Source organism: Streptomyces sp. NPDC058646 (assembly GCF_042716875.1).
GTDB lineage: Bacteria > Actinomycetota > Actinomycetes > Streptomycetales > Streptomycetaceae > Streptomyces.
Genome location: NZ_JBHXRK010000001.1, coordinates 487,981 through 501,990 on the forward strand (window position 1 = coordinate 487,981; position 14,010 = coordinate 501,990).

The 14,010-nt window shown below is 73.3% G+C and carries 12 protein-coding genes; 7 read left to right on the plus strand and 5 right to left on the minus strand.

What is annotated here, in order from left to right; all coding sequences use genetic code 11:
• Positions 1-65: 65 nt before the first annotated feature.
• Entirely contained in the window at positions 66-2,270 is a 2,205-nt protein-coding gene (locus ACFWUZ_RS02115; RefSeq protein ID WP_384366289.1) for a putative bifunctional diguanylate cyclase/phosphodiesterase, read from the plus strand.
• Positions 2,271-2,314: 44 nt separating this feature from the next.
• On the opposite strand, the gene ACFWUZ_RS02120 is transcribed toward ACFWUZ_RS02115, so the two are convergent.
• Positions 2,315-3,466 (minus strand): FAD-dependent oxidoreductase, encoded by a 1,152-nt coding sequence (locus ACFWUZ_RS02120; RefSeq protein ID WP_384365540.1) that lies wholly within the window; start codon positions 3,464-3,466, stop codon positions 2,315-2,317.
• Between the two features lie 127 nt (positions 3,467-3,593).
• Here ACFWUZ_RS02120 and ACFWUZ_RS02125 point away from each other — a divergent pair, with 127 nt between their 5' ends.
• Positions 3,594-4,238 carry a TetR family transcriptional regulator gene (locus tag ACFWUZ_RS02125; protein WP_384365543.1) on the plus strand — a complete coding sequence of 215 codons (645 nt, stop codon included), beginning with the start codon at positions 3,594-3,596 and terminating at the stop codon, positions 4,236-4,238.
• Between the two features lie 112 nt (positions 4,239-4,350).
• On the opposite strand, the gene ACFWUZ_RS02130 is transcribed toward ACFWUZ_RS02125, so the two are convergent.
• On the minus strand, positions 4,351-5,229 hold the full coding sequence (locus tag ACFWUZ_RS02130; protein WP_384365546.1) for a LysR family transcriptional regulator: 879 nt from the start codon (positions 5,227-5,229) through the stop codon (positions 4,351-4,353).
• Between the two features lie 95 nt (positions 5,230-5,324).
• Between ACFWUZ_RS02130 and ACFWUZ_RS02135 the strand changes: the two genes are divergently transcribed.
• From ACFWUZ_RS02135 to ACFWUZ_RS02150, 4 genes are all read left to right on the plus strand, one after another.
• Positions 5,325-6,029 (plus strand): succinate dehydrogenase cytochrome b subunit, encoded by a 705-nt coding sequence (locus ACFWUZ_RS02135; RefSeq protein WP_384365549.1) that lies wholly within the window; start codon positions 5,325-5,327, stop codon positions 6,027-6,029.
• Between the two features lie 2 nt (positions 6,030-6,031).
• Positions 6,032-8,008, plus strand: a complete 1,977-nt coding sequence (locus ACFWUZ_RS02140) for a fumarate reductase/succinate dehydrogenase flavoprotein subunit (protein WP_384365552.1) — start codon at positions 6,032-6,034, stop codon at positions 8,006-8,008.
• Entirely contained in the window at positions 8,005-8,745 is a 741-nt protein-coding gene (locus ACFWUZ_RS02145; RefSeq protein ID WP_384365555.1) for a succinate dehydrogenase/fumarate reductase iron-sulfur subunit, read from the plus strand. The genes ACFWUZ_RS02140 and ACFWUZ_RS02145 overlap by 4 nt, the downstream gene beginning before the upstream one ends.
• Positions 8,746-9,030: 285 nt before the next feature.
• Complete coding sequence (locus ACFWUZ_RS02150; RefSeq protein WP_384365558.1) at positions 9,031-9,681, plus strand: hypothetical protein; 651 nt, start codon at positions 9,031-9,033, stop codon at positions 9,679-9,681.
• 36 nt (positions 9,682-9,717) lie between these two features.
• Here ACFWUZ_RS02150 and ACFWUZ_RS02155 read toward each other — a convergent pair whose 3' ends face one another.
• Together ACFWUZ_RS02155 and ACFWUZ_RS02160 are read right to left on the minus strand one after the other, a co-directional pair.
• Positions 9,718-12,153, minus strand: coding sequence for an ABC transporter (locus ACFWUZ_RS02155; protein ID WP_384365561.1), 2,436 nt, complete (start codon positions 12,151-12,153; stop codon positions 9,718-9,720).
• Positions 12,154-12,158: 5 nt separating this feature from the next.
• Positions 12,159-13,181: an LLM class flavin-dependent oxidoreductase gene (locus ACFWUZ_RS02160; RefSeq protein ID WP_384365563.1), complete on the minus strand. Its 1,023-nt coding sequence runs from the start codon at positions 13,179-13,181 to the stop codon at positions 12,159-12,161.
• Positions 13,182-13,235: 54 nt separating this feature from the next.
• On the opposite strand from ACFWUZ_RS02160, the gene ACFWUZ_RS02165 reads away from it, so the two are divergent.
• Entirely contained in the window at positions 13,236-13,730 is a 495-nt protein-coding gene (locus tag ACFWUZ_RS02165) for a hypothetical protein (RefSeq protein ID WP_384365565.1), read from the plus strand.
• Between the two features lie 15 nt (positions 13,731-13,745).
• Here ACFWUZ_RS02165 and ACFWUZ_RS02170 read toward each other — a convergent pair whose 3' ends face one another.
• A complete protein-coding gene (locus ACFWUZ_RS02170) occupies positions 13,746-13,961 on the minus strand; it encodes a dodecin (RefSeq protein ID WP_384365567.1) in 216 nt (71 codons plus the stop codon).
• Between the last annotated feature and the right edge of the window lie 49 nt (positions 13,962-14,010).

Genomic DNA, 14,010 nt, shown 5'->3' on the forward strand with positions numbered 1-14,010 from the left:
GTTCGCCGCAGGCCGCGGCGCAGCGCGGCCCGGTACCGGTTCCGGCGGCGGTACCGGCTCCGGCGATGGCACCGGCTCCGGCGGCAGCGCCTCCGGGACCCGGGTCCCAGGCCGCTCCGCAGGGCGGCCTGGAGGACCGGATCGCCCGCTTCGCGACCATCTGGGGCCGGGCGATCTTCCCGGTCACGGCGACCTCGCTGACCCGGGTCGAGTTCGAACGCCACCTCGTACCGCTGACCCGGACCCTCACCGAGGCGCTGCACGCACGGCGCTTCGACGCCGCCGTCGGCCAGCGGGTCGGGACGGAGCTGGTCGCCGTGCACTGCACCGACCCCGAAGCCCTGGCCGGCACCCTCGGCGTGATCGAGTCGTACCTGGTGCTCTACTGCGGCTCCCCGTACCCCCACAGCCCGGGGTCCGAGGGCGCCGAGGAGTCCCGGTCCCGCTGCGCCCGCCTCCAGCACGGGATCGCCGCGGGCTTCGCCCGCGCCCTGCGCGAGCGGACCCTCCGGGAGCAGGAGGCCATCGCCCGCTCGGCGCTGACGGCCCGGATCGACGCCCAGCAGGCCCTGCACGCCAGCGAGGAACGCTTCCGGGCCGTCTTCGAGGGCGCGGCCGTCGGCATCGGCATAGCCGACCTGGACGGCAACGTGCTGGAGTGCAACGACGCCCTGCTGCAGATGTTCGGCGGCCTGGAAGGGCACGTCCGCAGCCGCAACGTCAGCGAGTGGGGCCACCCCGACGACACCCCGCACGTCTGGCGGATGTACGGAGAACTGGTCCGCGGCGAGCGCGAGAGCTATCGCGTGGAGAAGCCGTACTACCGGCACGACGGCACCGTCCTGTGGACCAACCTGACGGTGTCGCTGCTGCGCGACCCCGACGGGGTGCCGCAGTACCAGCTGGCCCTGATGGAGGACACCACCGAACGCCGGCTGCTGAACCTGCGCCTGCGTTACGAGGCCACCCACGACGCGCTGACCGGGCTGCCCAACCGGACGCTGTTCTTCGAACGGCTGGAGAAGGCGTTGAGCGGGACCGGGGACAGCCGCTTCGGCCTGTGCTACCTGGACCTCGACGGCTTCAAGGCGGTCAACGACAGCCTCGGCCACTCGGCGGGGGACCGGCTGCTGGTGGAGGTGGCCGACCGCCTGCAGAGCTGCGCCACCGGCCCCGGCGAGGTGGTCGCGCGCCTGGGCGGCGACGAGTTCGTGGCGCTGACCACCGGCTCCGACACCGAGGAGAAGGTGACCGACCTCGCGGTCCGCATCCTCTCCGCCCTCTCCACGCCGATCCGCCTGGAGGGCCGCGAGCTGACCGTCCGGGGCAGCATCGGCATCGTCGAGGGCCGGGCCAGGGAGCGCACCCCGGCGGAGGTCCTGCGCAGCGCGGACATCACGATGTACCGGGCGAAGGCGGCCGGCGGCAACCGCTTCGAATTCGCCGACGCGGAGGCCGACGCCCGCGCCATCACCCGGCACGGCCTGACCAACGCCCTGCCCGCGGCCCTGGAGCGCGGCGAGTTCTTCATCGAGTACCAGCCCCTGGTGCACCTGCACGACGGCAGCGTCCACGGTGCCGAGGCGCTGGTGCGCTGGTCGCACCCGCAGTACGGGGTGCTCGGCCCGGACCGCTTCATCCCGCTCGCCGAACGCACGGGGCTGATCGTGCCGCTCGGGCGCTGGGTCCTGGAGGAGTCCGTCCGCCAGGCCCGCAACTGGCGCAATCAGCACGGCGGAGGGTCCCTGCGGGTCAACGTCAACCTCTCGCCGACCCAGCTGCACCACCCCGGCCTGGTCGCCGACACCGTGGCCGTGCTGGAGAAGTCCGGCCTCGCCCCCGGCGCGCTGTGCCTGGAGGTCACCGAATCGGCCCTGATCGGAGCCGACGACGAACTCCTCGAACCACTCCGCAGGCTCGCCGCCCTCGGCGTGGACATCGCGCTCGACGACTTCGGCACGGGTTACTCGAACCTCGCCAACCTGCGCCGCCTCCCGGTCAGCGTCCTGAAGCTGGACCGCTCCTTCACCCAGGGGATGCAGCAGCAGCCGGCCGACCCGGTCGACGTCAAGATCGTGGAGGGCATCGTCGCCCTGGCGCACAGCCTCGAACTCGCCGTGACCGTCGAGGGGGTGGAGACCGGGGTCCAGGCGGCCCAGCTGCGGGCCCTCGGCTGCGACACCGCCCAGGGCTGGTACTACGCCCGGCCCGGCGCCCCCGACCGCATCCACACCCTCTCCCTGTCGGACGCCGTGCCCACCCCTTCCTGAGGCGAGCAGCTCCCCGGGGCCCGGTCCGCCGGCCCCGGGGCAGGTCAGCCCAGGCCCGCCTCCGTCCCGACGCCCGGCTCGCGGACCGCCGCGAGAACCCGCTCCATCCGCTGCGCCGTGTCCGCGAGCAGGGCCGACGCCACCGGCAGGCGCTCCGCCCCGTAGGCGTCGAGCACGTCTTCGCCGGCCGTCCCGCCGAGCGCGGCTGCCAGGGTCCGGCCGAGGGCGGTCGCGTCCTGGATGCCGGTGTTCATGCCCAGTCCGCCGGCGATGGGGTGGACGTGCGCCGCGTCTCCGGCCAGGAAGGCCCTGCCCTCGCGTATCCGGGCCGCCATGCGGACGTTGACCCGCCAGGACGACAGCCAGGTGGCATCCGCCAGCCGGACACCGGGCATCCGGGCGTGCCGGTCGAACAGTCGCTGGAAGCTCTCCAGCGAGGGCGGCAGCGGCTCCCCGCGCTCGTCCAGTTCCCGCGACGCCTGCAGCTGGAAGGTCTCGGTCCCCGGTATGGGACAGAGGAGCACCCCACCGCCGTCCGAGGTGAACCACTGGTGCCAGACCGCGCGGCTCAGCCCCGGCGCCGTCACGTCCCCCAGGACCATGACCTCCTCCTCCGCCGTGCTGCCCTCGAAGGGGATCCCGAGGAGGTGGCGGCTGGTGCTGCCGCCGCCGTCGCAGCCTGCGAGGTAGCGGCTGCGTACGAACCTGCCGTCGGAGAGCCGGGCGGTCACCTCCGCCCCGTCCTGCTCGATCCCGAGCAGGCCGACCCCGTGCTCGACGTGGACGCCCAGCTCCGCGAGCCGGGCGCGCAGCACCTGCTCGACCTGCCACTGGCCGATGAGCAGCCCGCCGGTGACGGTCGTGTCCCGGACGGGGACACCGTCGAAGTACTTGCGGAGCGTCACCTCCGCCGTGCCCGTGGCCCTCATGTGCTCGCAGACGCCCAAGGGCTCCAAAGCCTCGATGCTCTCCTGGGTCAGGCCCTTCCCGCGGGATTCGCGGTGGGGCTCCGTGCGCTGCTCGATCACCCGGACGGCGACGCCGCGGCGGGCGAGGTCGCAGGCCAGGGTGAGTCCGGTGGGGCCGGATCCCACGACCAGCACATCGGCCTTCCCGTCAGTCGCCCGGTCAGTCGTCCCGTCAGTCGTCACGCCCGTCGTCCCGTCAGTCATCCCGTTGGTCATTGCGTCGCTCATCGCGCGTCCTCTCATCGCGCCGGTGTCCCGGCGGATTTCCCGATGTCTCCAGGGAAGCCGTTCCCCGAGAAGAAAGCAACCCGGTTACAAAAATAACTCGGTCACGAATTCGTGCTAGGGTGGGTGCATGGACGACACGAGGGGTCTGCGCGAGAACAAGAAGCTGCGTACGCGGCGCCGCCTGGAGGCCACGGCGCTGGAGCTCTTCCTTGAACGGGGGTTCGACGCCGTATCGGTGGCGGACGTCGCCGCGGCGGCGGAGGTCTCCAAGCCCACGCTCTTCCGGTACTTCCCGACCAAGGAGGACCTGGTGCTGGACAGGTTCGCCGACCATCAGGACGAGACGGCGCGCATCGTGCGCGACCGGCCGGCCGGGCAGGGGCCGGTCGGCGCGGTCCACGCGCACTTCCTGGACGCCCTCGGCAGACGCGATCCGATCACCGGGCTCTGCGACCATCCCGATGTCCTCGCGTTCCAGCGGCTGCTCTACTCCACGGCGAGCCTGGAGTCCCGCCTCGCCCGCTACGGCGCCCGCGAGGTCGAGCTGCTCGCCGCGGTACTCGAAACCGAGTCGACGCCGGCGCTCACCGCCCGCCTGGCGGCACTGCACCTGGTGACGGTCCGCCAGGAGCTGGGCCGCGAGAACTGGCGCCGGATCGATGCGGGCCGCAGCGCCGACGAGGCCTACCCGGACGCCGTGGCCGACGCGGACGCAGCCTTCGGGATGCTCACCGACGGGCTCGACCGGCTCCTGCCCGTCCGCACCACCTGACCACCTGACCACCTGACCACCTGACCCGTGACAGCCTGACCGCGCCTGCCGGCCGGCCCGCAGATGCGGCCGCCGCCGGCCGGTGGGCCCGCGGGCAGGGCGGCGGTCCGGGTCAGCCGACCAGGATGCGCTTCAGCTCACGTGCGGCGCGCGGCGGCGCCACGTCCGTGCGGTGCGCCAGGGCGATCGTGCGCCGCAGGGGGGAGCCCGCCAGGGGTGTGGCCCGCAGGCCCGGGCCGGCGTGGTCCACCACCATCGCCGGGACCACCGCGACACCCAGCCCCGCCCGGACGAAGCCCAGGACGGCGTCCATCTCCCCGCCCTCCACGGTGAACACCGGCTCGAAGCCCTCCGCGCGGCAGGCCGTCACGGTCAGCTCCCGCAGGTCGTACCCGTGACGGAACATCACCATCGGCTCGTCCCGCAGCCCGGAAATGGTCAGCGCCCCGCCACCGCCGGGCGCCGGCAGCTCCGCCGAGGAGACCACCACCAGGTCCTCCGTCAGCAGCTCCACCGTGGTCAGTGCCGGAGCCGAGGGCGGCAGCGGCATCGCGATCAGGGCCAGGTCCAGGGCCCCGCGCGCCAGCTCCCGTACGAGGTCCAGGGAACCGCTCTCCTCGATCAGCAGCTCGATCCCCGGATGCGCGGTGTGGAAGGCGCGCAGCACCGCCGGAAGCAGGCCCGTGCACACGCTCGGGGTGGCGCCCAGCCGGACCCGCCCGCGGCGCAGCTGCGCCAGTTCCTGTACCTCCAGCCGCGCCGTGTCCGCGTCCGCCAGGAGCCGCCGCGCCAGGGGCAGGAGCGTCTCGCCGGCGTCGGTGAGGGTGATGTTGCCGCGGGCCCGGCTGAACAGCTCGGCGCCGAGTTCCCGCTCCAGTGCCTTGATCTGCTGCGAGAGCGAGGGCTGGGCCACGTGCACCCGCTCCGCCGCACGGGTGAAGTGCCGGGTCTCGGCCACGGCCACGAAGTACAGGAGCTGCTGGAACTGCATCGGCCCAGGCTAGCCCCGTCGATAGCTTCTGACTATCGATATGAGCCCCATCATGTCTTGGACCTTTCGGGACCTTCGTCCTTACCGTCGGTGACATGGTTCTGGCAACGCGGACGGGCCGACGGCCGTCCATCACGCGCACGCTCTGGGACTCGTCCGTCGGCAAGAAGTCCGTGATGGCCGTGTCCGGTTTGATCATGCTCGGCTACCTCGTCGTGCACATGCTCGGCAACCTCAAGATCTTCTTCGGTGCGGACGAGTTCAACGGCTACGCCCACTGGCTGCGCACCCTCGGCTCGCCCTTCCTCCACCACGAGTGGGCGCTGTGGATCGTCCGCGTGGTGCTGCTCGCCGCGGTCGTCGCACACGGCGTGGCCGCCTACCAGCTGAGCCGCCGCGGCATCGGCGCCCGCCCGGTGAAGTACGCCCACAAGCGCCGCCGCGCGAGCTATGCCACCCGCACCATGCGCTGGGGCGGCATCATCCTCGCCCTGTTCATCGTCTGGCACCTCCTCGACCTGACCACGCTCACCGTCAACGAACGCGCCTGGGCCGGTCACCCGTACGAGAACGTCCTGGCCACCTTCTCCACCTGGTACGGGAACGCGATCTACATCGTGGCGATGGCCGCCGTCGGCCTGCACGTCCGGCACGGCTTCTGGAGCGCCGCCCAGACCCTCGGCGCGGGCCGGGCCCGGCGCGAGCGGACGCTGAAGTTCCTTGCCGACGCCCTGGCCCTCGTCCTCTTCGCGGGCTTCGTGTCCGTCCCCGTAGCCGTCATGACCGGAGTGGTGAACTGACCATGAGCCAACCCACGCCCCGCCCCAGGTACGCCGACCACACCACCGGTGAGCCCCTCGCCGACACCAAGGCCCCCGCAGGCCCGATCGCCGACCGCTGGGACCGGCGCCGCTTCGAGGCCGGGCTCGTCAACCCGGCCAACCGCCGCAAGCACACGGTCATCGTCGTCGGAACCGGCCTCGCCGGCGGATCCGCGGGAGCCACCCTCGCCGAACAGGGCTACCGCGTCGTCCAGTTCTGCTATTCCGACTCCCCGCGCCGGGCCCACTCCATCGCCGCCCAGGGCGGTATCAACGCCGCCAAGAACTACCGCAACGACGGCGACTCGGTGCACCGCCTCTTCTACGACACCGTCAAGGGCGGCGACTTCCGCGCCCGCGAGTCCAACGTCCACCGCCTCGCCCAGATCTCCCTGGAGATCATCGACCAGTGCGTGGCCCAGGGCGTCCCCTTCGCCCGCGAATACGGCGGTCTCCTCGACACCCGCTCCTTCGGCGGCGTCCAGGTGTCCCGCACCTTCTACGCCCGCGGCCAGACCGGCCAGCAGCTCCTCCTCGGCGCCTACCAGGCCCTCTCCCGGCAGATCGCCGCCGGCAACGTGGAGATGCACGCCCGCACCGAGATGCTCGACCTGATCGTGGTCGGGGGAGTGGCCCGCGGCATCGTGGCCCGCGACCTGATCACCGGCGAGATCTCCACCCACCACGCCGATGCGGTGGTGCTGGCGAGCGGCGGCTACGGCAACGTCTTCTACCTCTCCACCAACGCCATGAACTCCAACGCGACCGCCGTCTGGCGGGCGCACCGCCGCGGTGCCTGGTTCGCCAACCCCTGCTTCACCCAGATCCACCCGACCTGCATCCCGCGCACGGGCGAACACCAGTCCAAGCTCACCCTGATGAGCGAGTCCCTGCGCAACGACGGCCGCATCTGGGTCCCCAAGGCGCAGGGCGACACCCGGCCCGCGGCGGACATCCCCGAGGAGGAGCGCGACTACTACCTGGAACGGATCTACCCCTCCTTCGGCAACCTCGTCCCCCGCGACATCGCCTCCCGCGCCGCCAAGAACGTCTGCGACGAAGGCCGCGGCGTCGGCCCCGGCGGCCAGGGCGTCTACCTCGACTTCGCCGACGCCATCCGCCGCATGGGACGGGACAAGGTCGCGGAGAAGTACGGCAACCTCTTCGAGATGTACGCGCGGATCACCGCGGAGAACCCGTACGAGGTCCCCATGCGGATCTATCCCGCCGTGCACTACACGATGGGCGGCCTCTGGGTCGACTACGACCTCCAGACCACCGTGCCCGGCCTCTTCGCCATCGGCGAGGCCAACTTCTCCGACCACGGAGCCAACCGTCTCGGAGCCTCCGCGCTGATGCAGGGTCTTGCCGACGGCTACTTCGTCCTGCCCGCCACCATCAACGACTACCTCGCCCGCCGCCCGGCCGAGGACCCCGTCGGCCAGGTCGACGCCACCCACCCCGAGTCCGTGGCCGTCGTACGCGAGACCCGCGAACGGCTCGCCCGGCTGCTCGCCGTCGACGGTGACCGCACCCCCGACTCCTTCCACCGCGAGATCGGCGAACTCATGTGGGAGTACTGCGGAATGGCCCGCACCGAGGAGGGGCTGCGCAAGGCCCTCGACCGCATCCCGGAGATCCGCGAGGAGTTCTGGAGGCGCGTCAAGGTGCCCGGCAGCGGCGAGGAGTTCAACCAGTCGCTGGAGAAGGCCAACCGCATCGTCGACTACCTGGAACTCGCCGAGCTGATGTGCCTCGACGCACTCCACCGCGCCGAGTCCTGCGGCGGCCACTTCCGCGAGGAGTCCCAGACCCCGGAGGGCGAGGCCGAACGCCGCGACGAGGCCTTCTCCTACGCCGCGGCCTGGGAGTTCACCGGTCCCGGCGCCGCCCCCGTCCTGCACAAGGAAGACCTCGTCTTCGAGTACGTCCACCCCACCCAGCGGAGCTACGCATGAAGCTCACCCTGCGCGTCTGGCGCCAGCCGAACCCCGGCACCCCGGGCGCCATGGCCTCCTACGAGGTCGACGGCATCTCCCGGGACATGTCCTTCCTGGAGATGCTCGACATGCTCAACGAGGACCTCATCCTGCGCGGCGAGGACCCGGTCGCCTTCGACCACGACTGCCGCGAGGGCATCTGCGGCGCCTGCAGCCTCGTCATCAACGGCGACGCCCACGGCCCGGAACGCACCACCACCTGCCAGCTCCACATGCGGTCCTTCGCCGACGGCGACACCATCGACGTGGAGCCCTGGCGGGCCGCCGCCTTCCCGGTGGTCAAGGACCTCGTCGTCGACCGGAGCGCCTTCGACCGCATCATCCAGGCCGGCGGCTACATCACCGCCCCCACCGGTTCCGCGCCGGAGGCCCATGCCACCGCCGTGCCCAAGGCGATCGCCGACCACGCCTTCGAGCACGCCGAGTGCATCGGCTGCGGGGCGTGCGTGGCGGCCTGCCCCAACGGCTCGGCGATGCTCTTCACCTCGGCCAAGATCAACCACCTCAACGTCCTCCCGCAGGGTTCGCCCGAGCGCGAGACGCGCGTCCTGGACATGGTGGCCCGGATGGACGACGAGGGCTTCGGCGGCTGCACGCTTGCCGGCGAGTGCGCCACGGCCTGCCCGAAGGGCATCCCGCTGCCGTCGATCGCCGCGATGAACAAGGAGTGGCTCCGGGCGGTCCGCAAGGGCTGACCGCACGGGCCCAGCATGCGGGCTGACCGGCACGGGCTGCCCGTACGGCCGCCCGCGGGGCCTGCCCGTACGGCCCCCGCGGGGCCCGCTCGCTGGGCCTGCTCTCACGGCCGCCTGCGGGCCGCCCGCGTGCCGACGGCCCGCTCGCGCCCCGGCCCGCTCGGCCCGTGCCCGGGCCCGCAGGGCGCCCGATCGGACCATCGGATGGGCCGACCGGGCGTTCGTGACGGGCGGGGCGCCGCGCCGCACCCCGGCGGCGCCCCGCCGTCGGCGACAGTGGACCTCATGCCACACGCCCCCGCCGGGTCCGGACCGCGCCGCAGAGCCGTGCTGGCCGCAGCCCTCGCACCCCTGGCGGGAGCCGCGTGCACGGCCGGGGAGCCGCCCCGCGGCCCTGCCCCTGGTGCGCTGGCCACGCCGAAGGACGCCCTCGTCATGGTGATCCGGCACGCCGAGAAGCCGTATGCCGGAGCGACCGGCGAGGACGAGGAGGGCAACGAGGGCCCGGGCTTCCTCGCCGGCCGGGGCCGGCGCCGCGCCGAGGAGCTGCCGCGCCTCTTCCGCCGGTCCCGCGGCGCCGTGCTGCCGAGCCCCGCCGGGTTGTTCGCGGCGGGCGGCCCGCCGGGAGCCCCCGAGTGGTGCCGGCAGACCGTGACGGCCCTCGCCGAGGGGCTGCGCACCCCCGTCCGCAGCGAGTTCGCCGTCGGAGCCGAACCGGCCCTGGCCCACGCCGCGCTGGCCGCCGCGATGCCCGTCCTCATCTGCTGGGAGCACGACGGGATCCCCCGCCTGGTGCGGGCACTCGGAGCCCACGAGGTGCTCGGCGTCCCCGCCTCCTGGCCCGACCGCTACGACCTCGTCTGGATGTTCACCCGCAGTCAGGGCCGCTGGAGCTTCCGCGAACTGCCGCAGCACCTGCTCCCCGGCGACGCCTGAGCGGCCCCGGGACTCCATCGGGTCATCGCCGGGGCGTCACCGGCCGAGGGCCCGTGCCAGGTAACCGGCCGTGCGGGTGCCGGGCGCGGCGGCCACCTGCGCCGGGGTGCCCGCCGCGACGATCCGGCCGCCCTCCGTGCCGCCGCCCGGACCCAGGTCGATGACCCAGTCCGCGCCCGCCACCACCGCCATGTCGTGCTCCACGACCACCACCGAGTGCCCGGCGTCGACCAGGCCGTGCAACTGCCCGAGCAGCACCCGCACATCGGCCGGATGCAGCCCGGTCGTCGGCTCGTCCAGCAGGTACAGCGTGTGGTCCCGCCGCATCCCTCCCCCCGCCCTTCGGGCCGGGGATGCCCCGTGGAGTTCCGTGGCCAGCTTGATCCGCTGCGCCTCCCCGCCGGACAGCTCCGTGGCGGGCTGCCCCAGCCGCAGGTAACCGAGCCCGATGTCCTGCAGGGCCCGCAGCCTGCGCGCCGCCGCCGGGACCTCCGCGAAGAAGCCGGCCGCCGCCTCCACCGTCAGGGCCAGGACCTCAGCGATGTTCAGCCCCGCGTACCGGACCTCCAGGGTCTCGGCGTTGTACCGCGCACCGGCGCACTCCGGGCACGGGGCGTACGTACTCGGCAGGAAGAGCAGCTCCACCGAGACGAACCCCTCGCCCTGGCACGTCTCGCACCGGCCGCCCGCCACGTTGAAGGAGAACCGGCCCGCCTTCCAGCCGCGCGCACCGGCTTCCGGCGCCGCCGTGAAGAGCCGGCGCACCACGTCGAACAGTCCGGTGTACGTCGCGAGATTGGACCGGGGCGTACGGCCGATCGGCTTCTGGTCCACCTCCACCAGCCTCCGTACGGGGAATCCCGGCTCGGCGAGCCGGTCCGCGACCTCCTGGGCCAGCGCCTGCCCGACGAGCGTGGACTTCCCGGACCCCGACACCCCGGTCACGGCCGTGAACACCCCGAGCGGGAACACCGCGTCCACGTTCCGCAGGTTGTGCCGGTCGACGCCCCGCAGCCGCACCGCCCCGGTCGCCTCCCGCACGGGCCTCCGCACACCGGGCCCCGTCGCGTCCGCGGCGAAGAGGTGGCGCGCCGTCGCCGACTCCGCGACTCCCGCCAGCTGCTGCGGCGGCCCGCTGTAGAGCACCTGCCCGCCGTGCTCCCCGGCCAGCGGGCCGACGTCCACCAGCCAGTCCGCGTGCCGCACCACGTCGAGGTGGTGCTCCACGACGAACACCGTGTTCCCGGCCTCCTTGAGCCGGTCCAGCACGCCGAGCAGGGCCTCGGTGTCGGCCGGGTGCAGCCCCGCCGAGGGCTCGTCCAGGACGTACACCACCCCGAACAGCCCGGACCGCAGCTGGGTCGCAAGCCGCAGCCGTTGCAGCTCGCCCGCCGACAGCGAGGGCGCCGTACGGTCCAGGCTCAGGTAGCCGAGCCCGAGCTCCACGACCGGGCCGATCCGGGACCGCAGGTCCTCGGCGAGCACCCGGGCGGCCTCCCCCTCCACCTGCGCGGAAGCGAGTACGCCGTCCAGCTCGGTCAGCGCCAGCCCCGCGAGCTGGGCGATCGTACGGCCCGCGAAGGTCACGGCCAGCGCCTCGGGCCGCAGCCGGCGCCCTTCGCACACCGGGCACGGCGCATCGGAGAGGAACCGCTCGGCGCGCGCCCGCAGGGTGGCGCTCCGGCTGTCCGAGAAGGTCCGCATCACATAGCGGTGGGCGCTCATGTACGTGCCCTGGTAGGGCCGTTGGATGCGGTCGGCCTCCCGCACCGGGTGCACGGTGACCACCGGCTGCTCCTCGGTGAACAGGATCCACTCGCGGTCGCCGGCGGGCAGCTCGCGCCAGGGCCGGTCCACGTCGTGGCCCAGCGTCTCCAGGATGTCCCGCAGGTTCTTGCCCTGCCAGGCACCGGGCCAGGCGGCGATCGCGCCCTGGCGGATCGACAGGTCCGGGTCCGGGACCAGGAGTTCCTCGCTCGTGCGGTGGATCCGTCCGAGACCGTGGCAGGAAGGGCAGGCTCCGGCGGCGGTGTTGGGGGAGAAGGCGTCGGAGTCGAGCCGTCCGGCCCCCGGGGGGTAGGTGCCGGCCCGGGAGTAGAGCATCCGCAGGGAGTTGGAGAGCAAGGTGACCGTACCGACCGAGGAGCGCGAGCCCGGGGAGGAGCGGCGCTGTTCCAGCGAGACGGCGGGCGGCAGGCCGGTGACGGAGTCCACCTTGGGGGCGCCGACCTGGTGGATGAGGCGCCGGGCGTACGGGGCCACCGACTCGAAGTACCGGCGCTGGGCCTCGGCGTAGAGCGTGCCGAAGGCGAGGGAGCTCTTCCCGGAACCGGACACGCCGGTGAAGACGGTCAGCGCGTCGCGCGGGATGTCCACGTCGACGCCGCGCAGGTTGTGCTCCCGGGCGCCCCGGACGCGGACGTAGGGATCGAGGGGGTCACGGGACGCGGAAGGATCGGCGGGCTGGTGCATTCGCCCTAGTTTAGGGGCCGGGCGGGTGACGGCGGGCGGGGCAGCCCGGCGATCCGGGCCAGCCGCGCGAAGGAGTCCAGCAGCGCCGTCCGGTCGTAGGTGGACGTGGTGACCAGCAGCTCGTCCGCCCCGGTCAGCGCGGCGACCCCGGCCAGCTCGGCCGTGACCTGCTCCTGCGTGCCGTGGAGGTGCCCGGCCAGGGCGCCCTCGTACAGCTCCCGTTCCTTCGGGGTCATGGCCATGGCCTCGATCTCCTCGGCGGGGCGCAGCGGCGGGAAGCTGCCCCGGGTCCGGGAGCGGGCGAGGGACCAGGCCTCCGGGACCAGGATCCGCCGGGCTTCGGCGGTGGTGGCCGCGACCGCCACGGACCCGGAGACCACGACGTACGGTTCCGCACCCCAGGGGGAGGGGCGGAACTCCCTGCGGTACCTCTCGACGGCCTCCGCCACCCGCTCCCGGGCCCGCAGGTCACCGACCACCACCGGCAGCCCGGCCCGGGCGGCGATCGCGGCACCCTCCCCGGTCGCCAGTACGTAGGCCGGTATCCGCAGGCCTTCGGTGGGGTGTGCGTGGACCTCGGGGTGGGCGCGCTGGGTGCCGTCGACCCAGCCGAGCAGCTCCGTCAGCTGTTCCTCGAACCGGCCGGCGTCCTCGACGTCGCGGCCCAGCGCGCGCCGGATGCCGTTCGTGAAGCCGACGGAGCGGCCGAGGCCCATGTCGATCCGGCCAGGGTAGAGGGACTCCAGCACCCCGAACTGCTCGGCGACCACCAGCGGCTGGTGGTTGGGCAGCATCACCCCGCCCGTGCCGACCCGGATCCGCCGGGTGGCGCCGGCGACGGCGGCCGCCAGTACCGTCGGCGCGGAGCCGGCCACGCCGGGCACGCTGTGGTGCTCGGACACCCAGAAGCGGTGGTAGCCGAGCCCTTCGGCCGCACGGGCCAGCTCCACGGTGTCGCGCAGGGCCTGGGGGGCCGGGTGGCCCTCGCGGGTGCGGGAGCGGTCGAGGAGGGAGAGTTTCCGGATCACACCGTTCTCAACGCCCGGGGCCCGCGAGGATTCCCCCGGCCTAGGCTGGGCCGCATGAGCGAGATCAACAGCCGCCGGCCGCTGGCCGTCTTCGACATCGACAACACCCTGGCCGACACCGCGCACCGCCAGCACTTCCTGGAGCGCCGCCCGCGGGACTGGAACGGCTTCTTCGGCGCGGCTCCGGCCGATCCGCCGCTCGCGCGCGGCGTGGCGCTGGCGGTGGAGAGCGCCGCCGACTGCGAGGTGGTGTACCTGACCGGGCGCCCGGAGCGCTGCCGGGCGGACACGCAGGACTGGCTCGGCCGGCACGGGCTGCCCGAGGGGCGGCTGTGGATGCGCGGGGACCGGGACCGGCGGCCCGCCCGGGCCACCAAGCTGGAGGTCCTCGGGCGGATCGCCCGGGGCCGGGAGGTGCGGGTGCTCGTCGACGACGACGAGCTGGTCTGCCAGGCGGCCCGCGCGGCCGGCTTCGCGGTGCTGCGGGCGGACTGGGCGCAGGACGCGCCGGAACTCAAGGCCGCCCAGGAGCACGAGGGCCGGACCTGAGCCCCGCCGGGGAGGTCACTCCTCGGCTTCGAGGCGGAAGCCGACCTTGAGTCCGACCTGGTAGTGCGCGATCTCGCCGTTCTCGATGTGCCCGCGCACCTGGACCACCTCGAACCAGTCGAGGTTGCGCACGGTCTGGCCCGCCCGGGCGATCCCGTTGCGGATGGCCTGATCGATGCCCTCGTGGGAGGTGCCGACGATTTCGGTCACCCGGTACGTGTGGTTGGACATGGGGGTCTCCCGACACTGGGGGCTGTTGCCTCGTTCTACGGTGCCCCAG